At 72.1% G+C, this 20,959-nt stretch carries 20 protein-coding genes and 1 pseudogene; 10 read left to right on the top strand and 11 right to left on the bottom strand.

The genetic code is table 11. The features are described from left to right. The first annotated feature begins 200 nt into the window (after positions 1–200). The 4 genes from AB0G01_RS17290 to AB0G01_RS17275 all read left to right on the top strand — a co-directional run bounded on the left by AB0G01_RS17290 (position 201) and on the right by AB0G01_RS17275 (position 6,285). Entirely contained in the window at positions 201–1,769 is a 1,569-nt protein-coding gene (locus AB0G01_RS17290) for an aldehyde dehydrogenase family protein (RefSeq protein WP_360946263.1), read from the top strand. After that, a complete protein-coding gene (locus AB0G01_RS17285) occupies positions 1,766–3,052 on the top strand; it encodes an aminotransferase class III-fold pyridoxal phosphate-dependent enzyme (RefSeq protein ID WP_360946260.1) in 1,287 nt (428 codons plus the stop codon). Before AB0G01_RS17290 ends, AB0G01_RS17285 begins: the two co-directional genes overlap by 4 nt. Continuing rightward, entirely contained in the window at positions 3,049–4,338 is a 1,290-nt protein-coding gene (locus AB0G01_RS17280) for an aminotransferase class III-fold pyridoxal phosphate-dependent enzyme (protein WP_360946257.1), read from the top strand. Before AB0G01_RS17285 ends, AB0G01_RS17280 begins: the two co-directional genes overlap by 4 nt. Before the next feature lie 312 nt (positions 4,339–4,650). Then, the gene (locus AB0G01_RS17275) at positions 4,651–6,285 is read left to right on the top strand and encodes an amidohydrolase (protein ID WP_360946254.1); all 1,635 of its coding nucleotides are present in this window, start codon (positions 4,651–4,653) and stop codon (positions 6,283–6,285) included. Positions 6,286–6,328: 43 nt separating this feature from the next. On the opposite strand, the gene AB0G01_RS17270 is transcribed toward AB0G01_RS17275, so the two are convergent. The 4 genes from AB0G01_RS17270 to AB0G01_RS17255 all read right to left on the bottom strand — a co-directional run bounded on the left by AB0G01_RS17270 (position 6,329) and on the right by AB0G01_RS17255 (position 8,854). After that, positions 6,329–6,748 (bottom strand): phosphotransferase, encoded by a 420-nt coding sequence (locus tag AB0G01_RS17270; protein ID WP_360946508.1) that lies wholly within the window; start codon positions 6,746–6,748, stop codon positions 6,329–6,331. Positions 6,749–6,839: 91 nt separating this feature from the next. Further along, the gene (locus AB0G01_RS17265; RefSeq protein ID WP_360946251.1) at positions 6,840–6,968 is read right to left on the bottom strand and encodes a hypothetical protein; all 129 of its coding nucleotides are present in this window, start codon (positions 6,966–6,968) and stop codon (positions 6,840–6,842) included. Positions 6,969–6,996: 28 nt separating this feature from the next. Continuing rightward, positions 6,997–7,665: an HNH endonuclease family protein gene (locus AB0G01_RS17260; RefSeq protein WP_360946248.1), complete on the bottom strand. Its 669-nt coding sequence runs from the start codon at positions 7,663–7,665 to the stop codon at positions 6,997–6,999. 130 nt (positions 7,666–7,795) lie between these two features. Next, entirely contained in the window at positions 7,796–8,854 is a 1,059-nt protein-coding gene (locus tag AB0G01_RS17255) for a chitinase (RefSeq protein WP_360946245.1), read from the bottom strand. A gap of 309 nt (positions 8,855–9,163) precedes the next feature. On the opposite strand from AB0G01_RS17255, the gene AB0G01_RS17250 reads away from it, so the two are divergent. The 3 genes from AB0G01_RS17250 (at position 9,164) to AB0G01_RS17240 (ending at position 11,407) form a co-directional block, all read left to right on the top strand. Beyond that, entirely contained in the window at positions 9,164–10,099 is a 936-nt protein-coding gene (locus AB0G01_RS17250; protein ID WP_360946242.1) for an FAD-dependent oxidoreductase, read from the top strand. A gap of 36 nt (positions 10,100–10,135) precedes the next feature. Beyond that, positions 10,136–10,660 (top strand): hypothetical protein, encoded by a 525-nt coding sequence (locus tag AB0G01_RS17245; protein ID WP_360946239.1) that lies wholly within the window; start codon positions 10,136–10,138, stop codon positions 10,658–10,660. Between the two features lie 123 nt (positions 10,661–10,783). Further along, complete coding sequence (locus tag AB0G01_RS17240) at positions 10,784–11,407, top strand: class I SAM-dependent methyltransferase (RefSeq protein ID WP_360946236.1); 624 nt, start codon at positions 10,784–10,786, stop codon at positions 11,405–11,407. Here the strand turns inward: AB0G01_RS17240 and AB0G01_RS17235 are convergent, their stop codons facing one another. After that, entirely contained in the window at positions 11,408–11,983 is a 576-nt protein-coding gene (locus AB0G01_RS17235) for an XRE family transcriptional regulator (protein ID WP_360946233.1), read from the bottom strand. Positions 11,984–12,190: 207 nt separating this feature from the next. Then, positions 12,191–13,015: an NmrA family NAD(P)-binding protein gene (locus AB0G01_RS17230; RefSeq protein WP_360946230.1), complete on the bottom strand. Its 825-nt coding sequence runs from the start codon at positions 13,013–13,015 to the stop codon at positions 12,191–12,193. 81 nt (positions 13,016–13,096) lie between these two features. On the opposite strand from AB0G01_RS17230, the gene AB0G01_RS17225 reads away from it, so the two are divergent. Next, positions 13,097–13,978 (top strand): AraC family transcriptional regulator, encoded by an 882-nt coding sequence (locus AB0G01_RS17225; RefSeq protein WP_360946227.1) that lies wholly within the window; start codon positions 13,097–13,099, stop codon positions 13,976–13,978. Here the strand turns inward: AB0G01_RS17225 and AB0G01_RS17220 are convergent. After that, positions 13,952–14,752 (bottom strand): ion transporter, encoded by an 801-nt coding sequence (locus AB0G01_RS17220; protein WP_360946224.1) that lies wholly within the window; start codon positions 14,750–14,752, stop codon positions 13,952–13,954. The genes AB0G01_RS17225 and AB0G01_RS17220 overlap by 27 nt on opposite strands. Positions 14,753–14,966: 214 nt before the next feature. Further along, positions 14,967–16,184: a cytochrome P450 gene (locus AB0G01_RS17215; protein WP_360946221.1), complete on the bottom strand. Its 1,218-nt coding sequence runs from the start codon at positions 16,182–16,184 to the stop codon at positions 14,967–14,969. Between the two features lie 196 nt (positions 16,185–16,380). On the opposite strand from AB0G01_RS17215, the gene ppk2 reads away from it, so the two are divergent. Then, positions 16,381–17,202 (top strand): polyphosphate kinase 2, encoded by an 822-nt coding sequence (gene ppk2 / locus AB0G01_RS17210; protein ID WP_360946218.1) that lies wholly within the window; start codon positions 16,381–16,383, stop codon positions 17,200–17,202. Between the two features lie 838 nt (positions 17,203–18,040). On the opposite strand, the gene AB0G01_RS17205 is transcribed toward ppk2, so the two are convergent. The 3 genes and pseudogenes from AB0G01_RS17205 to AB0G01_RS17195 form a co-directional block, all read right to left on the bottom strand. Beyond that, positions 18,041–18,745 carry a creatininase family protein gene (locus AB0G01_RS17205; RefSeq protein WP_360946215.1) on the bottom strand — a complete coding sequence of 235 codons (705 nt, stop codon included), beginning with the start codon at positions 18,743–18,745 and terminating at the stop codon, positions 18,041–18,043. A gap of 16 nt (positions 18,746–18,761) precedes the next feature. Continuing rightward, entirely contained in the window at positions 18,762–19,055 is a 294-nt protein-coding gene (locus AB0G01_RS17200) for a hypothetical protein (protein WP_360946520.1), read from the bottom strand. 336 nt (positions 19,056–19,391) lie between these two features. Next, positions 19,392–19,669: pseudogene (locus AB0G01_RS17195) on the bottom strand (ATP-dependent DNA ligase); the annotation flags it as partial. A 267-nt stretch (positions 19,670–19,936) separates the two neighbouring features. On the opposite strand from AB0G01_RS17195, the gene AB0G01_RS17190 reads away from it, so the two are divergent. Then, on the top strand, positions 19,937–20,956 hold the full coding sequence (locus AB0G01_RS17190) for an Lrp/AsnC family transcriptional regulator (protein ID WP_360946212.1): 1,020 nt from the start codon (positions 19,937–19,939) through the stop codon (positions 20,954–20,956). The last annotated feature ends 3 nt before the right edge of the window (positions 20,957–20,959 follow it).

Here is a 20,959-nt window from a genome sequence, read left to right as displayed (position 1 = left end):
ACACCGAGAGAGCGGCACGCCGGAAGGTGCGCCGCACCGCAGTCCGCAACCGTGGAGTCGACCGATGGGGCCCTTCAGCGAACGGCGTCTGCTCCTGCCGCGTGCGCTGGGCGGCTGGACCTCCCTCTGACGTCATGTCCCCGTTTCTCCGCCCGCCGCCCGGTGGGCGTCCTTCACCTTGCCCTGAAGGGGAAACAGCGATGACGTCGTCCGACCGCGTGACCTACGCGACCCTGACCGCCGACAACGAAGACCTGCACGCCGCGTACGACCGGGGCCTGCGGGTCGCCAAGACCTGGCTCGGCACCACGATCCCGGTGGACGTCGGCGGCACCGCCCGCACGAGCGGCCCGGTGTTCGCGGTGACCAGCCCGGGTGACACCGCGACCGTGCTGTGCTCCGCGCACACCGCCGACGAGTCCGATGTGGACGACGCGGTGACCGCCGCCCGGCGCGCGGCCAAGCCGTGGGCGTCGACGCCGTGGCAGGAGCGGGTGGCGGTGTTGCGCGCCGCCGCCGACCTGATCAGCGGGCGGGTCCACGAGCTGGCCGCGCTGATGAGCGTGGAGGTGGGCAAGAACCGGTTGGAGGCGCTGGGCGACGTCGAGGAGTCCGCCGACCTGATCCGGTACTACTGCCGCCAGTTCGCCGACCACGACGGGTTCGAGCTCGACATGGAGCGGCTCTCCGAGCGCGAGCACACCCGCAGCGTCCTGCGCCCGTACGGCGTGTGGGGCGTGATCAGCCCGTTCAACTTCCCGATGGCGCTGGCCGCCGGTCCGGCCGGCGGCGCGCTGGTCGCGGGCAACACCGTCGTGCTCAAGCCCAGTCCCCAGGGCACGTTCACCGCCGCGAAGCTGGTCGGGTGCCTGCGCGAGGCCGGTGTCCCCGCCGACGCGCTGCACCTGCTGCCCGGCGGCGACGCGACCGGCCGCGCGCTGGTGGCGCACCCCGGCGTGGACGGGCTGACGTTCACCGGGTCCTACCAGGTCGGCATGGAGGTCCACCGCACGTTCGCCACCCGGTACCCGAAACCGGTGATCTGCGAGATGGGCGGCAAGAACCCGGCGATCGTCACCCGCAGCGCCGACCTGGCCGTGGCCGCCGCCGGCATCACGCGGTCCGCGTTCGGGTTCTCCGGGCAGAAGTGCTCGGCCTGCTCCCGGGTCTACGTCGACCGGGCCGTGTACGAGCCGCTGCTGGCCGAGCTCGCCGCCCGCGCGGCCGAACTCGTGGTGGGCGACCCGACGGACCGCGCGGTGTTCGTCGGCCCGGTCGTCGACGCCGCCGCGGTGGCCCGGTTCCGCGACGCCGTGGACCACGCCCGCGCCCACGGCCGGGTGGTCGCCGGCGGGGAGGTGCCGGCCCCCGGTCCAGGCGGGGCACACGGCCACTTCGTCACACCGACCGTCGTCACCGGACTGCCACCGGACGACCGGTTGTTCCGCGATGAGCTGTTCGTGCCGCTGGTCGCCGTCGCGCCGGTCGACTCGCTGGACGAGGCGCTGGAGCTGGCCAACGACACCGATTTCGGTCTCACCGCCGGGTTCTTCTCCGGGGACGACACCGAGGTCGACCGGTTCCTGGCCGAGATCGAGGCGGGCGTGGTGTACGTGAACCGCGCGGCGGGCGCGACGACCGGCGCGTGGCCGGGCGTGCAGCCCTTCGGCGGCTGGAAGGGCTCGGGCAGCTCCGGCAAGGCCGGCGGCGGGGTCCACTACGTGCAGCAGTTCCTGCGCGAGCAGTCCCGCACGGTGGTGGCCCGATGACCGCCGCGCGCCCCGTGCCGCACCTGCGCACCGAGCTCCCCGGCCCGTTGGCCCGCGAGGTCCTGGCGCGCGACCTGGCGGTGACCAGCCGGTCCCTGCCCCGGGCGTACCCGCTGGTGCCGCAGCGGGGCCGGGGCTGCGTGATCGAGGACGTCGACGGCAACCTGTTCCTGGACTTCAACGCGGGCATCGCGGTCAACTCCACCGGTCACGCCCACCCGCGCGTGGTCGAGGCCGTGCAGCGGCAGAGCGCCGAGCTGCTGCACTACTCGGCGAGCGACTTCTACCTGCCGATCTACTCGCGGATGTGCGAGGCGCTCGCGGAGACCGCGCCGATCGACGGCCCGGTGCGGGTGTTCCTGACCAACTCCGGCGCGGAGGCGGTGGAGGGCGCGCTCAAGCTCGCCCGCTACGCCACCGGCCGGCCGTACGTGATCAGCTTCTTCGGCGCGTTCCACGGCCGCAGCTACGGCGCGGTCACGCTCACCGCGTCGAAGGCCAAGTACCACAAGGGGTTCGGTCCGCTGCTGCCCGGCGTGCTGCACGCGCCGTACGGCACCGACGAGACGTTCGAGCACATCGAGAACGTGCTGTTCCGCTACCAGGTGCCGGCCGACGAGGTGGCGGCGGTGTTCGTGGAGCCGGTGCAGGGCGAGGGCGGGTACGTCGTGCCGCCGCCCGGCTGGCTGGCCCGGCTGCGGGAGCTGTGCGACCGGCACGGCATCCTGCTGGTGGCCGACGAGGTGCAGTCCGGCGCGGGGCGCACCGGCAGGATGTGGGCGGTCGAGCACACCGGCGTGCGGCCGGACGTGCTGATCAGCGCGAAGGGACTGGCCTCGGGCCTGCCGCTGGGCGCGTTCATGGCGCGTGCCGAGCTGATGGAGCGGTGGGGCGCGGGCGCGCACGGCTCGACCTACGGCGGCAGCCCGGTGCCGTGCGCGGCGGGCCTGGCCACGCTGGAGACCATCCGCGAAGAGGGCCTGCTCGCCAACGCGACCAGGATCGGCGACCACCTCCTGGCCGGACTCGGGACGCTCCGCGCGCGGCATCCCGGTCTGGTCACCGACGTGCGCGGCGTCGGGCTCATGATCGGCATCGAGTTCGACACCGCCGAGCACGCGGAAGCCGTGCAGCGCAAGGCGTTCGAACGAGGTCTGCTGGTGCTGGAGTGCGGCGAGAGCAGCATCCGGATGTCGCCGCCGCTGGTGGTGGCCGAGCAGGAGGCGGACACCGCGCTGCGGCTGTTCGCCGAGGCCGTGGGCGAAGTCGCGGACGCCGGGTGAGCGACCACGTCTTCGCGCGCGGGCGGGACCTGCCGGTGGTCGCGCGCGGCGAGGGGGCGGTGGTCTTCGACACCGAGGGCCGCCGCTACCTCGACGGGTCCGGCGGCGCGGTGGTCACCTCCCTGGGCCACGGCGTGACCGAGGTGGTGGCCGCGATCGCGCGTCAGGCGGAAGCGGTCGCCTACGTGCACGCGACCGCGTTCCGCAGCGAAGCGCTCGACGCCTACGCCGACGAGCTCGCCCCGCTGCTGCCGGTCGACGACCCCCGGATCTACCCGGTCTCCGGCGGCAGCGAGGCCGTGGAGACCGCGCTGAAGATGGCCCGCGCCTACCACCTGGCGCGGGGCGAGGACCGGCACGTCGTGATCGGCCGGGACGGGGCCTACCACGGCAACAGCAGGGGCGCGCTCGACGTGTCGGGCCGCGCCGGGTTGCGCGCGCCGTACCTGCCGTGGCTCGGGTCGGCGCGGCGCACCACCGCCCCCTACGAGTACCGGTGCCCCGCGCCGACCCACCCGCACGGCTGCGGCCGGTGGCACGCCGCGCAGTTGAACCGGCTGATCGACGACGACGTGGCGGCGTTCATCGCCGAACCCGTCGCCGGCGCGGCGCTCGGCGCGTGCGTGCCCGACGACGGGTACTGGCCCGCCGTCGCCGAGGTGTGCCGCCGCCGGGGCGTGCTGCTGATCGCGGACGAGGTGATGACCGGCTTCGGCCGCACCGGCGCGTGGTTCGCCTCGGAGCACTGGGACCTGCGACCGGACCTGCTCGTCGCGGCGAAGGGCGCGGCGGCCGGCTACTGGCCGCTGGGGCTGGCCGTGTGCTCCGGCGCGGTGCACGACACCCTCGCCGGCTTCACCCACGGTTTCACGTACTCCCACCACCCCGTGGGCGCGGCGGCCGGGTCGGCGGTGCTGAAGGTGCTGACCGAGCGGAACCTCGTCGCGCGCGCGGCCGAGGGCGGTGCCGAGCTCGACGCCGCGCTGCGCCACCACCTGGGCGACCACCCGGCGGTGGGGGACGTCCGGGGGCTCGGCCTGCTGCGGGCGGTGGAGCTGGTCGCGGACCGCGAGACCCGGCGGCCCTTCGACCGCGCGGACCGCGTCGCCGAGCGCGTGGTGGCGGCGGCGAAGGACGACGGCCTGCTGCTCTACCACTCCACGGGCTGCGCGGACGGCCGGGACGGGGACCTGCTGCTGTTCGGGCCGCCCCTGGTGATCGACGCCGGTCAGCTCGACGAGCTGGCCGCCCGCTGCGCCACCGCCCTCCACCGCGTGCTGGGCTGACCCGGCGGAGGGGTCCGTCCGCGACGGGTCCACCGACCGATCGACAGCGGAGGCCGCCGCGCGGGCGCATTGCGGGAGGTGCGGGTTCCGGTAGCGCCCGGTTGGTCGTCAGTGCATCCTTCTTGTCCGGTGCCGCACGGTCCCCGGTGGGGCCGTTCCGCCGGGACCCCGGCGGGCCAAGACTGCCGGGGTCAGGGTGAGGAGCCGCGTCCCGGGTCCGAGCCCCGCCTTTCCGCCCCCAGGCGGGCGTGGACGGCTGCCCGGTGCCGCCGCACACGGCACCGCCACGACCCGACCGGGAGTGCCCGTACCTTGGCAGCCGATCTGATCCTCACCAACGCGACGGTCCACACGGTCGACCACGCGCGCCCCCGTGCGACGGCGTTGGCCGTCGAGGGCGGCCGGGTGGTCGCGCTCGACGAGGTCGAGCCCGGCCCGGACACCGAGGTCCGCGACCTGGGCGGCGCGTTCGTCATGCCCGGCCTGGTGGACGTGCACAACCACCACGCGCTGGCCGGCCGCGCCGCGCTGTTCGAGCTCACCTTCGGCGGCGACCACGGTGTCGAGGCGATCCTGGACGCCGTCCGGGCCTGGTCGCGCGACCTCGGTCCGGACGAGTGGGTGGTGGGCGGCGCGTGGGCGTCGACCCTGGTCGACGCGCTGTCGCGGGAATCCGCCCGGCACGCGCTGGACGAGGCGGCGGGCGGCCGGCCGGTCATGCTCACCGACGACAGCAGGCACAACCGGTGGGTCAGCAGCCGGGCGCTGGAACTGGCCGGGGTGACCGCCTCGACCCCGGACCCGGCCGGCGGCGTGATCGTCCGCGACCCGGCCGGCGGAGCGCCCACCGGCGTGCTGCTGGAAGCGGCGGGCGTGCAGGTCGAGCGGGCGGTGCGGGAGACCAGCACGCTGACCGAGGAGCAGCACGCGAGTGCTTCCCGGCACGCGATCGGCGTCCTGCACTCCTACGGCATCACCGCGTTCCAGGACGCCGGGGTCTCGGTCGACATCCTCAACGCCCTCAAGTCCCTGGACGACGCGGGCGAACTGGGGGCCTGGGTCGTCTCGTCGCTGCTGATCAACGACCCGATCTTCGGTTTCGACCCGATCGGGTCGGCCCTGCTGGAGGTGGGGGAGCGCTACCGGGGCGAGCACCACCGCCCGGACTTCGTGAAGATCTTCCTCGACGGCGTCCCGCCCACCCGCACGGCCGCGTTCCTGGAGCCCTACCTCCCCGACGAGGTGCACGGCGCGTGCTTCCACGGCGCGCCGACCATGCCGCCCGCCGAGCTGGAGGGGTGGTTGCGCGCGGCGGCGGACGCCGGGCTGTCGGCCAAGGTCCACTGCACCGGTGACGCGGCGGTGCGCGCGACGCTGGACGCGGTGGAGAAGCTGCGCGGCGAGGGCCACACCGGCACGCGGTTCCAGGTGGCGCACGGGCAGTTCGTGCACCCCGACGACCTGGCGCGGTTCGGCGCGCTGGGCGTGGCCGCCGACATCTCGCCGTTCCTGTGGGTGCCGGGCGTGATCCCGTCGGCGATCGCGAACGTGCTGCCCGCCGAGCGCGCGTCCCGGATGCAGCCCAACCGCGCGCTGCTCGACAGCGGCGCGCTGGTCGCGGGCGGGTCGGACTGGCCGGTCAGCGAGTCGCCCAACGCCTGGGAGGGCATCCAGGGCCTGGTCACCCGCCGGGACCCGGCGGGTGCGCACCCCGGCGCGCTGTGGCCGGAGCAGGCCATCACGCTCGCCGAGGCCGTCGAGGCGTTCACGCTGTCCGGTGCGCGCGCCATGGGGGTGGACGACGTCACCGGGTCGCTGACCCCGGGCAAGTCCGCCGACTTCGTGGTGCTGGACCGCGACCCCTTCCGGACGCCCGTCGAGGAGCTGTACACCACGGCGGTGACCGAGACCTGGTTCGCCGGGCGTCAGGTGTACCGGCGCTCCTGAGCGCCGTGGCCGGGCCGGCTCCCACGACCGGCCCGGCCCGGTCTCACCGGACCAGGGCGAGCGCGTCCCGGTCCTCGACCGCCGCCAGGCACCGCGCCAGGATCGGCAGGCCGGTCGGCCGGTCCCGGCCCTGGGCCTTCATCGCCCGCAGGTGCGTCGCCGGCGGGATACCGAAGTTCCAACTGGCCAGGTCGAGCGTCCCCGACGCGCGCTGGGCGAACTGGAAGTCGAGCAGCGCGGGGCGGGTCGGTCCCGGGTGGACGTTCTGGCTGTGGAAGTCGCCGTGCACAGCGGTGGCGTCGGCGGTGTCGAGCGCGTCGGCGATCCGGTCGAACCGGGCCGCGACCACTCCAGGGACCTCGCCCAGCGCCGACTCGGCAGGACGGCGCAGCCACCCGCGCGGCTCTCGGCGTGCGGCGTCGCCACCTCGCGCACGACGAGTTCGACCTCCTCGGCGGTGCAGCCGTCGAGCTGCCGGACGAAACCGTTGTCGCCCAAGTCTTCCAGCAACAATCCGGCGTCGCCGCAGTACTACGCGGCAGGGGTGGACACGCTCATCGTCGCACGTCGGCGGCCAGACCGGGGCCCACCTGCCCGACGTCCTCGACCCGGGTCACCCGGCCCTGCGGGGACAGCGTTCCCGCCTCGCGCAACGCCTCCTGGACCGCGCGGACCCCCGGCACGTCCACCCCTCGCCACCGGTGCGGCGGCTCACGGACAGGGTGCCAGGGTCCGCTCCAGCGCGGTGCGCTCCGGTGGGCTGACGGTCAGCCCGAGTTCGGCCTTGACGCCGACGTAGATCCGGGCGTACGCGCAGGAGTAACCCGCGCTCGGCGGCATCCACTCGTCCGGCGTCTTGTCCCCTTTGGACTGGTTCGCCTTGCCCTGCACGGCGATGAGGTTGCGCAGGTCGTTCGCGGCGGCCGTGCGGCGGTCGACCGTCCAGCCGGCCGCGCCGCTGCGCCACATCTCGGCCAGCGGCACGACGTGATCGATCTGGATCTTGGAGACGCTGGTCACCGTCTCGCCGGTGTAGGGGTCGTAGAGGGTGCCGGAGGTGACCGCGCAGCGCCCGTCCTTGCGCTTGGCGTCCACCAGGTCGCGCGCCAGCACCTGGCTGCGCTGGTCGCAGCCGTCACCGTCCACGTCGAACCAGGGCTGCCCGAACACGCACGCCGCCCCCCGGTCGCAGTCCCGGACGTAGCCGTCCATGCGGCCGGGGTCGGCCACCGGGAGCTCGCCGAGCCGGAGGCGGGCGGTCGCGGCGTCGGGGGTGCCGGCGGGGACCTTCTCCGCGCCGGAGCCCCCGGTGGCCGCCGGGAACGTGCCGCAGCCGGTCAGCAGAACGGCGATCAGCACGGCGAGCGCGCGCCGGGACATCGGCTCCTCCGAGGGGGTGGGTTCTCACCCACGGGGTTCCCGGAGGAGCCGGTGCCCGAACGCCGCCGAACGGCCGATCACGTTGCGCCGTAACGACGAATCTCCGGCGACGCGCCAGGTCTGGCCGGGGTCAGCGGCGGCCCTGCAACGACTTCACGTTCCGGCCGAACGTCCAGCCGCGCGAGCCGTCCCAGTTGATCGACCAGGTCATCAGGCCCTTCAACTGGCCGTTGTAGCCGTTCCACGCCTGGGAGACCAGCCCGGTGGACATGTACCCGCCGCCCGCGCCCGGCTGGGCGGGCAGACCCGGCACCTGCTTGTCGAACGGCACCTTGATCGTGGTGCCCTGGATGACCAGCCCCTTGTTCAGGCAGTTGGTCTGCGCGGTGAAGCCCTGGACGGTGCCCGCCTGGTACGAGTCGCCGTTGCAGCCGTACATGCTGCCGTTGTAGTACTGCATGTTCAGCCACCACAGCCGACCGTTGTCCGCGTACTTCTTGATGATCGGCAGGTACGCGCCCCAGATGGAGCCGTAGACCACGCTGCCACCGGTCACGTACGCCGTCTCCGGGGCCATGGTCAGACCGAAGTTGGCCGGCATCCGCGCCAGCACGCCGTCGATGATCCGGATCAGGTTGGCCTGCGAGGCGGACAGGGTGTTGATGTTGCCGCCGCCCACCAGACCGGTCTCGACGTCGATGTCGATGCCGTCGAAGTTGTACTTCTGGAGGATCGGCACCACGGTGTCGACGAACTTGTCCGCCACCGCCCTGGAGTTGAGGTCGATGCCGGCGGTCGCGCCGCCGATCGACATCAGGATGGTCAGACCCGCGGCCTTGGCCGCGCACATCTCGGCCGGCGTGGCGACCTTGACCGTGGCGTCCATGCCGTCTTCCCACAGCACCGTGCCGTCCGAGCGGATCACCGGGAACGCGGCGTTGATGACGTTGTACCCGTTGTCCCGGATGCGCTGGTCGGTGATGGGGATCCAGCCCAGCGGCGGGTGCACGCCGTTCTTCGCGCCGTCCCAGTTCTCCCAGTACCCGTGCAGCACCTTGCCGGCGGGCTTGGACTTCACCGGGCAGGTCTCCTCGGCGGCGGGTGCCGCCGCGCCCGCTCCGGTGGTGAGCGACGCGGTGAGCAGCACCGCCGCGCCGGCGGCCAGCAGTCGTGCAAGCCGACGAATCATGTCCCGACTCCTTCTCGGCGGCCCGTTTCCGCAGGGACGGAGACCGCCAGTGGTCGTGTTCTCGGCGAGGTCCGACCACCCGTGGCGGTGTCAGGGCCGCGACGGGCGGTGCCGTGGTGCCGGAGAGGGGTTCTCCTGGGCAGCGCTCGAACCTCCGGGGTTCTCGCTCACTGGCCCCCAGCGGGGTCCGCTGGTTTGCGCCGCCAGAAGTGATCTATCGGAAACTTCATGGAAGCAGCCCGGCGGGGTGGGTCACAACCCGGCGTTCGGCGGAACCTGGGTGGCGGGGGAGGCTGGTACGACGGTCACATGGGCGACATCGCGGTGGTCGGCGGCGGGGTGATCGGGTTGACCTGCGCGCTGCGGTTGGCCGAGGCGGGGCACCGGGTGGAGGTGGTGGCCGACCTGGCTCCGGGCGACACGGTGTCGGCGGTGGCGGGCGGCCTGTGGTTCCCGTACCTGGCCGCGCCGGCCGACGCCGTGCTGCGGTGGGCCCGGGTCTCGCTGGCGCGGTTCGCCGAGCTCGCGGCGCTGCCGGGGACCGGTGTGTGGCGGCGGGAGGGGGTCGTCCTGCACCGGCACGCCGACCCCGACCTGTCGTGGACGGCCGTCGTGCCCGACTGCCGCCCCGCGACGGCCGGGGAGCTGCCACCGGGCGTCACGTCAGGGGTGGTCTGCACGCTGCCCGTGGTCGACACGGCGGCCTACCTGGCGTGGCTCGCCGAGAGCTGCGCGGCGGCCGGGGTGGCGGTCCGGCGGGCGCACGTGACCCGGCTGGGCGACCTGCCGCAGCCGGTGGTCGTCGTCGCGGCCGGGCTGCGCTCCGGTGCGCTGCTGGGCGACCCGACGCTGGAGCCGGTGCGCGGCCAGGTGGTGCGGCTGGCCAACCCCGGCCTCACCCGGTGGGTGGTGGACGACGACAACCCGGCGGGCATGACCTACGTGATCCCGCGCGGCCACGACGTGGTGTGCGGCGGCACCGCCGACCGGGGCGCGACCGCCACCGGCCTCGACGTCGAGGTGGAGCGGGCCGTGCTGGACCGCGCGGTGGCGCTGGTGCCGGAGCTGCGGGACGCGCCGGTCGTGTCGCGGGCGGTCGGGCTGCGCCCCTCCCGGCCGGCCGTGCGGCTCGACCGGGTCCGGCACTCCGGCAGGGCTGTGATCAGTTGCTACGGGCACGGCGGCGCGGGTGTGACACTGTCGTGGGGCTGCGCGGCCGACGTGGTCGGTTTGAGCGGGCCGTGACGCGGGAAATGTGGTGGTGGCGGGAAGGAGACGCTCGTGGGCGTCGGGGGTGTGGTCGCGGCGGCGGCGCTGGCGGGCGCGGTCGCGGTGGGTGCCGGCACCGTCGGCGGTCAACCCGACGACGAGGCGTGGCGCGGCCTGGGCCTGGCGGTCGTCGACCGGACGACCCGCGACGACCGCGACTGCGTGGCCAACTCCTTCGGGCAGGTGCGCGACCTGCTGGCCGCCGCGCCGTGCCGGTCGCTGAGCCGGATGCTGTTCACCCTGGCCGACGACAAGGGGTCGCTGGTCGCGGTGTCGGTGGCGTGGGTGGAGTTCGAGCAGCGGGACGTGGCCACCGAGTTCAAGCGGGTCGAGGACATCCACGGGACCGGTGACATCACGCCGCTGTCCGCGCGGCTCCTGCTGATGAGCGACATCACCTTCACCGCCCACCACTACGACTCGACGATGCTCGACACGACGGTCGTGGTGGCCGAAGCCGAGAACGTCAAGGGCGCGGCGACGCCGGAGTTCCTGGAGAAGGTCACCGAAGTGGCCGTGCTCACCCCGCGCCCCTGAAGCCGGTTTCACAGCGGCGCTCGACTGCGGTGCGCCGCCGATCCGTCACGCGAAAGTGGGATGATCTTGCCGGACCGGCAAGAGGAGTGGCACGGCCGCGCGAGCCCGGTGCACAGTGCCGCCATGACGACCGCGGAGCAGTACTGGGAGGGCTTCTACCTGGACCGGGACCAGGTGTGGAGCGGCGACCCGAATCCGTTGCTGGTGCGCGAGGTCTCCGCGCTCACCCCCGGCACGGCGCTGGACCTGGGGTGCGCGGAGGGCGGCGACGCGATCTGGCTCGCCCGGCGCGGCTGGCGGGTGCTCGGCGTGGACGTGTCCACGACCGCGCTCGGCCGGGCCGCCGCCCGCGCCGCCGAGGTCGGTGTCGCGGACCTGATCACCTTCGAGCGGCACGACCTCTTCCAGACCTTCCCGCGCGGCCGGTTCGACCTGGTGTCCGCGCAGTTCCTGCACTCCCCCGTGGAGCAGGACGGCGAGCGGGACGGCATCCTGCGGCGCGCGGCCGACGCCGTCGCGCCCGGCGGGGTGCTGGTGATCGGCGGTCACGCTGGCTGGCCGTCCTGGGCGACCGACCACCCGCACCGCGACATCGTGCTCCCGACGACCGCCGACGTGCTGCGGTCGCTGGACCTCGGCGACGGGTGGCGGGTCGAGACCGACGCGGTGGTCCGCCGCGAGGTGGCCGCCCCCGACGGACGACCGGGCCACCGCGACGACAACGTGCTGCGCATCCGCCGGGAGTAGCTACCGGGCACGCGCGCGGACGTGGGCCCGTTCGCCCTGCTGCCCGAACAGGGTCAGCAGCTCGACGGGCCGGGCGTCCGCCGCGTCGAACCAGTGCGGCACGTGCGTGTCGAACTCGGCGGCCTCACCCGGTTTGAGCACCAGGTCCTGGTCGCCGAGCAGCAACCGGAGCGTGCCGTCGAGCACGTAGAGCCACTCGTAGCCCTCGTGCACGCGCGGTTCCGGTTCGACCTGCCCCCGGACCCCCGGGATGATCATCTTGTAGGCCTGCACCCCGCCGGCGCGGCGGGTGAGCGGGATGATCGTGCGGTCCCCGTGCCGCAACGGCCGCAGGTGCACCCGGGGGTCGCCGGTGGTGGGTGCGCCGACCAGCTCGTCGAGCGCCACGCCGTGCGCCCTGGCGAGGGGCAGCAGCAGTTCCAGGTTGGCCCGCCGCTGCCCGCTCTCCAGCCGGGACAGGGTGCTCTCCGAAATGCCGGTCGACGCGGCCAGGTCCGCGAGGGTCGCCCCGCGCTGTCGGCGGATGGCCCGCAGTCGCGGGCCCACCGCCTTGAGCACGTCGTCCAAGTCGTCCATGCCCCCAGCTTGCCGAACCGGCAAACCCGCTTGCAACCGCTCAGCTCCGGTGTTTGCGGGCGAAGACCCCTCAGCCGAGGTGTTCGCGCTGGTGGCGCACGTGCGGCAGGGGAGCGGTGACCGGCTCGGTTCGCACGATCGGGGTCGGTTCATCGGCCGGATTCGCCAACGGCGCGGAAGGAGCCACGCCGCCGTGCCGACCGGTTGTCACGGCCACGTCGCGGCGGCGGCGAACTCGCCGAAGTCCCGGGCCGGGCGGCCCAACGCCTGCTGGACACCGTCGGAGAGGTAGGCGTCCAGGCCGTCGCGCGCGGCGGTGACGACGACGGCGAGCTCCCGCGCGTCGGCTTCCGGCCACCCGGTCGCGACCAGTTCGGCGGTGTAGTCCTCGACGGACAGCGGCGTGTAGCGGACGTGCCGGCCCGACGCGGCGGAGATCTCGGCGGCGACCTCGGCCAGGGTCAGCGCGCGCGGCCCGGACAGCTCGTAGGTGCGGCCCGCGTGCCCCGGTTCGACCAGGGCGGCGACCACGACGTCGGCGATGTCGTCGGCGTCGACGAAGCTCACCGCCCCGTCGCCCGCCGGGAGGCGCAGGTCGCCCGCCGCGACGGCGTCCCGGAAGAAGCCCTCGGTGAAGTTCTGCGCGAACCACGTCGGCCGCACCACGGTCCACGCCACGTCCAGCGCCCGCACCGCCGCCTCACCGTCGACGTGCGTCTGCCCGGCGCTGATCTGCGGGTACCCGGGCACGTCGACGCCCCGCCCGGACAGCAGCACGACCCGCTCGACGCCCGCCTCGACCGCGCGCGCCACGAACGCCCGGGTCAGCGGCAGGCCGTCGAACGGCACCACGAACACCGCCCGCGTCCGGGCGAGCACGGCGGGCCAGGTGCTCTCGTCGGTCCAGTCGAACGGGAGCGCGCCGGACCGGGTGGGCACGCGGACGGGGAGGCCGAGGCCGTGCAGGCGGGCCGCGACGCGGCGGCCGGCTTTGCCGGTGCCGCCGAGGACGAGGATCGGGTGGTCGTTCACGGTGCCCAGTCAAGCGGGCGGGCGTGAGACGGGCGATGGCTCAGAAGATCGGTTCGATGTCCGTGCGTCTACGCTGGGGGCGTGGATGTGCTCGCCGACCTGCTCGACGGTGTCCGGGCGCGCGGTGCGGTGTTCAGCCGTTCGGCGCTGACACCGCCGTGGTCCCTGGAGTTCGCCGCGCGCGCCGAACTGACCGTCGGCGTGGTGCTGGCCGGGGAGGCGTGGATCGTCCGCGACCAGCCGCACCGGGTGGCCGCCGGCGACATCGCGGTCGTGCGCGGCGGCAGGCCGTTCGTCGTCGCCGACGACCCGACGACACCGCCCGCCGAGGTGGTGGCCGAGGACCGGTACTGCGCCTGGGACCCCGGTGACGGCCCGGCGGTGCTGGTCAGCGGCGCGTTCCCGGGCCCGCTCCCGGACCGGCTGCTGGGCGCGCTGCCGGAGGTGCTGGTGGTGTCGGACGCCGACTGCCCGACGCCGCTGGTGGCCGCCGTGGCCGCCGAGATCACCGCCGCCCGCGCCGGCCGGCAGGTCGTCCTGGACCGGCTGCTGGATCTGGTGCTGGTGTCGGCGCTGCGCGCGTGGTTCGACGGCGACCGGCCCGCGCCCCCGTGGTACCGGTCGACCGGCGACCCGCTGGTCGACCGGGCGCTGGCCCTCCTGCACGACGACCCCGCGCACCCGTGGACGGTGGCCGGCCTGGCGGCCCGCTGCGCGGTGTCCCGCGCCGGCCTGGCGCGCCGGTTCACCGCGCGCACCGGTGCGCCGCCGATGGCCTACCTGGCGGACTGGCGCGTCTCCCTGGCCGCCGACCTGCTGGTGACCACGGACCTGACGGTGGCCGCCATCGCCCGGCGGGTCGGCTACGGCACGACGTTCGCGCTCAGCGTGGCGTTCAAGCGGCTGCGCGGCCGGTCGCCCAGCGGGCACCGGGAGTCAGTTCGGTCCGCCGCGATCCCCTGACCCCACGGGTTCGAGGCGCAACGCCCGCACCTCCTCGCGCAGGGCCCGGAGCTCGGCGAGCACCAGGTGGTCCGCTCCCGCCGGCGGCGTGGGCGGCGGGTCGGACTCCATCGCGCTGCACACCACGGCGATGAACAGGTTGAGCATGGTGAACGTGCCCACCAGCAGGTAGCAGACGAAGAAGATCCAGGCCAGCGGCTGCTCCCGCATCAGGTCGCGCATCACGTCCGACCAGCCGTCGCCGGTGGTGATCTGGAACAGGGTGAGGACGGTCGAGCCGAGGTCTTCGAAGCGGACGTCCCCGCTGCGCCGGAACAGGTTGATCGCCACCACGCCGCCCACGTAGAGCAGCAGCAGGAGCAACCCGGTCAGCGACAGCAGGCCGGGGATCGACTTGACCAGGGCGCTCACCACGCGGCGCATGCTGGGCACCATCGCCACCAGCCGCAGCGCGCGCAGGATGCGCAGCGACCGCACCACGGCCAGCGGACCGGCGGCGGGGATCAGCGAGAGGCCGATCACGACGAAGTCGAAGCAGTTCCACGGGTCGCGGAAGAACGCCAGCCGGTGGGCGTAGAGGCGGGCGGCCAGCTCCAGGACGAACACGGTCAGCGCCACCCGGTCCACGGCGGACAGCAGCTCGCCGTAGGTGGCCACCACCGCGGGCGAGGTCTCGCACCCCAGCGCGACCGCGTTGACCACGATCACCGCGATGATCACCTGCTGGAACCGCTTGCCGTCCACGATCTCGGCGACCCGGTCGCGCAACCCCATCGGTCTCAGTACTCCTCGCCGGCCTGCAACACGTCGGGGCAGGCGAACCTGGTCGAACCGCGTCCGCCCCCCGTGGACACCGACCGATATCGGCGCGGGGGTCCGGCGGCTTGAGCGACTTCACCCGGACGAGTGATCAACTGCCGGTGCGCGAGGCCGGTCGCCGATCACGAGCGGCCCGTGCCGGTGCCGGCACGGGCCGTTGCGCGGGTGGTCAGAAAGTCACGTCCACAGTGGCCAGTCGGCTTCCCAACGGGGGGTTGACGATGAGGTCCGGCGTCTCGTAGGCCGGGCGGAGGTCGGGAACCCGGTCGAGCAGCGTGCTGAAGCACACGTCGGTCTCCATGCGGGCCAGCGCCGCGCCCAGGCAGTAGAACGCACCGAGCCCGAACGCCGTGTGCCGGTTGGGCTTCCGGGTGATGTCGAACTTGTCCGGGTCCTCGAACACCTCGGGGTCGCGGTTGCCGGCGAGCATCGCCAGGTACACCAGCCGACCGGCCGGCAGCTCGTGGCCCGCGACCTCGACCGGCTCGGTGGTCACCCGCACGACGGTCGACGCCGGTCCGCCGCACCTCAGCATCTCCTCGACCGCCGACGGCATGAGCTCGCGGCGTTGCTTCAGCAGCGCGAACTGGTCGGGGTTGTCGAACAGCAGCACCAACCCGTTGGCGATCAGGTTGGCGGTCGTCTCGTGGCCCGCGAACAGCAGCAGCACGCAGTTCGCGACGATCTCGTCCTCGGTCACCACGCCCTCGCGCTCGGCGGCCACGAACATGCTCAGCAGGTCCTCGCGCGGCTCGGCCCGCCGCTGCTCCACCAGGCCGCGCAAGTAGTCCTGCATCTCCAGGACGCTGCGCTGGCACTGCTTGAGCTGCTCGAAATCCGACCGGGTGAAAATCGCCAGGATGTCCCGCGACCACGCCTGCAACCGCTCGCGCTCGGTCGTCGGCATCCCCAGCATCTCGGCGATCACGTTGGCGGGCAACGGGTAGGCCAGGTCGGCGACGACGTCCATGCGCCCGGCACCGGCCACCGCGTCGAGGAGTTCCTCGGTCAGTCGGCGCACCCTGGGCCGCAGGCCGTTCACCGTGGCGGGCGTGAAGTAGCGCTTGAGGAGCTGCTGGAACCGGACGTGGTCGTCATCGTTGGTATGGCCCATCCACAGCGAGATCGACCGGAGCACGGGCTTGAGCTCGTCGCGCTCGGCCTGGCTGAGCCGGTCCAGTCCCTGGCCGAGGTTGGCGGTCGCCAACCGCCGGTCCTTGAGGGCCGCGACTATGTCCGAGTGCCGGGTCAGCAGGTGGCCGTCGAGCTCCGGCACCCAGGTCAGCGGGCTCTCGGCGCGGATGCGGTGCAGCAACGGGTGCGGGTCGGCGGCCACGTCCGGCGCGAACAGGTCGTAGGACGGCACCGCCGTCACTGAATCGCTCATGATCGCAGTCTCGCCGAACGACCCTCGTCTTTCTGCGGGCCAGACGAGGGAATCCGGGCGCATCCGGACCAACCGGCACACCCGAATTGCCCACCCCGACGGCGATGGCGCGCTTCGGCGCACCCGGTCGGTACGCCCGCTGGTGCGGCGAGCCCCCGTCCGGCCGAGGCCGGATCGGTTTGCGACCCTGTCCGACATGGCGAAGAAGACCACCAAGCGGTACCCCAGGGAGCTGTACGAGAACGAGCTGTTGCGCCTCCAGGGCGAACTGGTGCGGGTGCAGGAGTGGGTGAAGGCGTCCGGCGCGCGGGTCGTGGTGATCTTCGAGGGCCGGGACGCGGCGGGCAAGGGCGGGGCGATCAAGCGCGTTTCGGAGCACCTCAACCCGCGCGTCTGCCGCACCGTGGCGCTGCCCGCGCCGACCGGGCGCGAACGCACCCAGTGGTACTTCCAGCGTTACGTCGACCACCTGCCGGCGGCCGGCGAGATCGTGTTGCTGGACCGGAGCTGGTACAACCGCGCTGGTGTCGAGCGGGTGATGGGCTTCTGCACGCCCGAGGAGCACGAGCGCTTCCTCCGGCAGTGCCCGGTCTTCGAGGAACTGCTGGTGGAGGACGGAATCCTGCTGCGCAAGTACTGGTTCTCGGTCAGCGACGCCGAGCAGGAGAGGCGATTCCGGGAACGTCGACAGAATCCGCTCAAGCAGTGGAAGCTGTCGCCGATGGACCTGGAGTCGATCACCCGCTGGGAGGACTACTCGCGGGCCAAGGACGAGATGCTGGCGCACACCGACACCGAGGTCGCGCCGTGGACCGTCGTGGAGGCGGAAGACAAGCGCAAGGCACGGCTGAACATGATCGCGCACCTGCTGGACACCCTGCCGTGGGAGCCGGTGGAGCGGCCGGAACTGGTGCTGCCCGAACGCCCGGAGAGCCGTGGCGGCTACGTGCGCCCGCCGCGCGAGATCGAGCGCGAAGCCCCGGACCACGCGGCGGAAATCCTGCGGAACGCAGACTAGGGACGATCGTCGGCGGTGCTCTCGTCGTCCGGGGGTCGCCGCCGTCCCGGTCCGCCCACACCACCAACGGTTCCAGCGAGAACACCACGTCGCACAGTCGCGCCGCCACCGCGCCGTCGGGCGCGCGCCGCTCGACCTCCCGCGCGAACGCCGACGTCGCCCGCTGCACCCGAGAGAGCGGGCTCTCTGGCATCGGGCCGAGGTCGATGCGCCACTCGTCGGGTGCTCGGTGTTGCACCAAGTCGGTCAGCTAAAAAGTACCTCGTTGTGTCCCAATTGGACTGAGAGGTCCGGAGCGTGGTGGACGCACTGCTTTGCGGAGCGGATGCGCGAGCCCTTCCGCTCCGCAAGGCCAGGCTGAACGAAGCCGGCCGATGGAGCGGGGAAGGTCGCCGGTAAGGGATGATGCCCGTGGAATCGTCAAGGGGTGGATTCTCGGTATCGATCAGTATGCGTTCAAGATCCTGCACCAGTTGCCGAGAAGGCATGCGCGGACATTAATCTCTCCGACATGTGCCGTTGGCTGATCGAAAACAAGGCCGTGACCCCCGCGACCGGCAGGGCCGGTGACGCGTCCTGCCACGCCATCACCGACCACCTCTACGATAGTGGCCGGCCACCACGTCCGACCAAAGAAGAACCGACACAGGTGCCGCTGCATAATCCAGTGCGAGGAACGCAACCGCCGTCTACTCGCGTGCAATCCGCCAGTAGATCCACCAGCCAACGGCACGGACGGCCGCCCATGGCAACTCTTCCGCCAAGGTGTAGGAACACCGGAAAAGCAGAAGCGCCACGCATAGACCCCATGCGTGGCGCGGGCGAAAACCTTACTTATTTACACCCGCAACACTTTTAGCACGTCGGCGAACGACTCCCTGAGACTGGCTATGGCCGCAGCACCCTTGGCCGGTGTAGCCAGGGAAGGAAACCCGATGATCCCGGTTTCGGTATAGCCGTCCATGCCCACCGTGAGCAAGTGACGGCGATCGGGTGCAGGCCAGTCACGATCTCGATATTGCGATCCGACTAGTTTCGGGAAGTAGTGCAACATTATGGAGGTCTCCCACTCGCCCCCGTGCATGTCCTCGTGGAGAGACGACTCCATTGCGGCATCTGCACGCGCCGCTTCCACAACTCCGTTGCCTGGAAAAAGGGCCATCCTGCGCGAAACCGTGTTGGCTTCCTGCACGATATTCGAAAGCACGTAGTTTCCACCATGACCGCTTACGATCACCAGGTGGTCGATGGCTTGACGTTCCAGGGAGACCTGCACTTCCTTGACGATGTGAATGAGGGTTGACGCTGAAATGCTTATGGTCCCCGCATAGGCGGCGTGTTCATGAGAGCATGAAATAGTGATCGGCGGAAGCCGCAGAAGTCCATAAGTTTCCGTCACCACATCTGCGATCAGCGAAGCGATGATGGTGTCGGTCGCCAATGGCAGATGATCACCGTGTTGCTCGAAGCTGCCTACCGGCAAAACTGCGACAGTTGCGTGCGATCCTGCTACGTCAGCCGATGTGCTGACCGGAAGAACCATCGAGCAATACTCCTGTTCAAGTCGGCCAGGCGAGCAAGCCGTAGGTACGAAGCAGCGCCTGAACATCTTCGCGCCCCTCACCGACCGCAATGATATCAGACAATTCTTTCAGTTCGGCCCGCGTCCGTGCCGATTGCGTTTCGGAAAAAATTTGGAAAGCATGACGTGCCACGTCCAGGGCATGATCTGGCTGTTCGTTTTTGGCGTAGGCTACGGCGAGTCGTGCCAGGGCCAGGCCAAGATCACGCGATAAATCGGTTGCCTGCGGGTGAACGCCTTCAAACGGGCTGCACGTCGTGCGGAACTTCACTCCGCCTACGCATTGGCACACGCCATGGAGGTTGAGCGGTCGACCGTAGGACGCGTGCTCAATGGTGAGTTGAGTCCTGGACCGGCGTTCATCGGTGGCGCGCTGGTGGCGCTGAAGCCGATGGGGTTCGATGAGTTGTTCGAAGTGGTGCGCAAGACCCTGTGACAGGTTAGGCCATGTGGGCGTGTCCCGACAGGGCGCGCCCGCACAGTTCCACGGTGCTTCGCTGCGTCGGCTGACCCAGCCGCTGGACATGGCTCGACGTGGCTTCCTCGTCACCGCGCGGACCACTTGACCAGGCTTGATCCGCACAGGTTTGGGCTGGTCGGGAGTCTGGTAGCGGGGGAAGTGCACCCGCACGGTCCGCACCCATAGCGGCGCGCCGCGCGGCAGCCGCTTCTGGTGCACCTTCTCGCCAGTCACCCCGGACGGGAAGTGTGCGGTACGCACGACCGGTCGCGCAGCGCGCGGACGATGCCGTCGCCGACCGGCAGGTAGTACCGGGCGAGGTCGGGCTTCGTCTCGCCGCGCGCCGGGGAGTAGGCGCGATCGGGGTTGGAGATCCGCATGGTGCGGTCCCCGCCCTCCCACTCCACCGCAGACGACTGGCCCATGCCCGGAAACCCGACCCGGAACGGGCCGATCAGCGCGCCTCCGAACCGATCCGGTCCCTGAACCGGCCGGTACCCGGTTCGGGCGGCCCCGGACCCGCGCCGTACCCGGCACCACCGCCCGTGACCGGGCACCCGTCGGCGAGCCCCGTGTTCGGCCGCACCGCCCACACGGTCCCGGTGTCACCACTCGAACACGAAGTTCGCGCGGATCTCATCAAGTCCTGCTTGACTATGGACGGATACCGTCACGAGACGTACGGTGCCCGCATGAGTTCACCAGAGGAGCCGACGCCCGGCGGGTGGTGGGAGCGGGCATCGCTGGATGCCCGCTTGGCGGCGGCCTTACAGGCCAACCCCCGGGTGAGCTGGCGGGACCTGGCCAAGGCGGTGGGCAGCTCCGAGTCCACGGTCGCCCGGCGGGTCCGGGCGCTGACCACGTCCGGCGCGCTGCGCACCACCGTCGTGGTGGACTCGATCCGCACCGGTCGCGGGTTCCCGGTGACCGTGTACTTCGCGGTCACCAACAAATCGCTGCGGACCGTGGCCGACCACCTGGTCGCGCGGCCGGACGTGCGCATGGTCGCGGTGCTCACCGGTCGCTACGGGTTGCTCGCGGAGTTCATCACCCCGTCCACCCAGGACCTGGCGACGATCCTGCTGGACACGTTGTCCGGGGTGGACGCCACCTTCGAGTCGATGTCGGAACCGGTCCTGCGGGAGTTCAAGTCCACGGTGGACTGGAGCTGCTCGCTGGTGGCCGACATCCCCGACGTGCGGCTGCCCCTGCTGGACCTGGTGCCGGACGACGAGCCGCTGGCGCTGGACCCGGTGGAGGAGTCCATCGCGGAACTGCTGCGGGTCGACGGTCGGATGAGCTTCGCCGACCTGGCCCAGGCGACCGGCCTGAGCGAATCGGCGGCCCGCCGCCGCACCGACGCGCTCATCGCGGCCGGGCGGGTGCACCCGATGACCCTGGTGGACGCCCGGCTGCTCGGGTTCCACATCCAGGCGTTCGCCTGGGTCGACCTCGCCCCGTCCGCGCTGGCGGACGCGGTGCGGACGCTGGCCGCGCGCCAGGAAGTGCGGTACGTGGCGGCGACCGCTGGGGACAGCGACCTGCTGGTGGAGCTGATCATGCCCACCCAGGCCGACCTGTTCCGGTTCCGGACAGAGGTGCTCGGCAACTTGCCCGGCGTGCGCGGCACGCGGGTGTCGATCAACCTCCGGACCCTCAAACGGGCCTTCCTCCCTGTCGGAGCGCCCGGCCCGGACGGCGAGCCATGCTGAAGG

Source organism: Actinosynnema sp. NPDC023587 (assembly GCF_040640215.1).
In the GTDB taxonomy this organism is placed as follows: domain Bacteria; phylum Actinomycetota; class Actinomycetes; order Mycobacteriales; family Pseudonocardiaceae; genus Actinosynnema.
The sequence above is the reverse complement of the archived record's forward strand: the minus strand, read 5'-3'. Positions and strand labels throughout refer to the sequence as shown.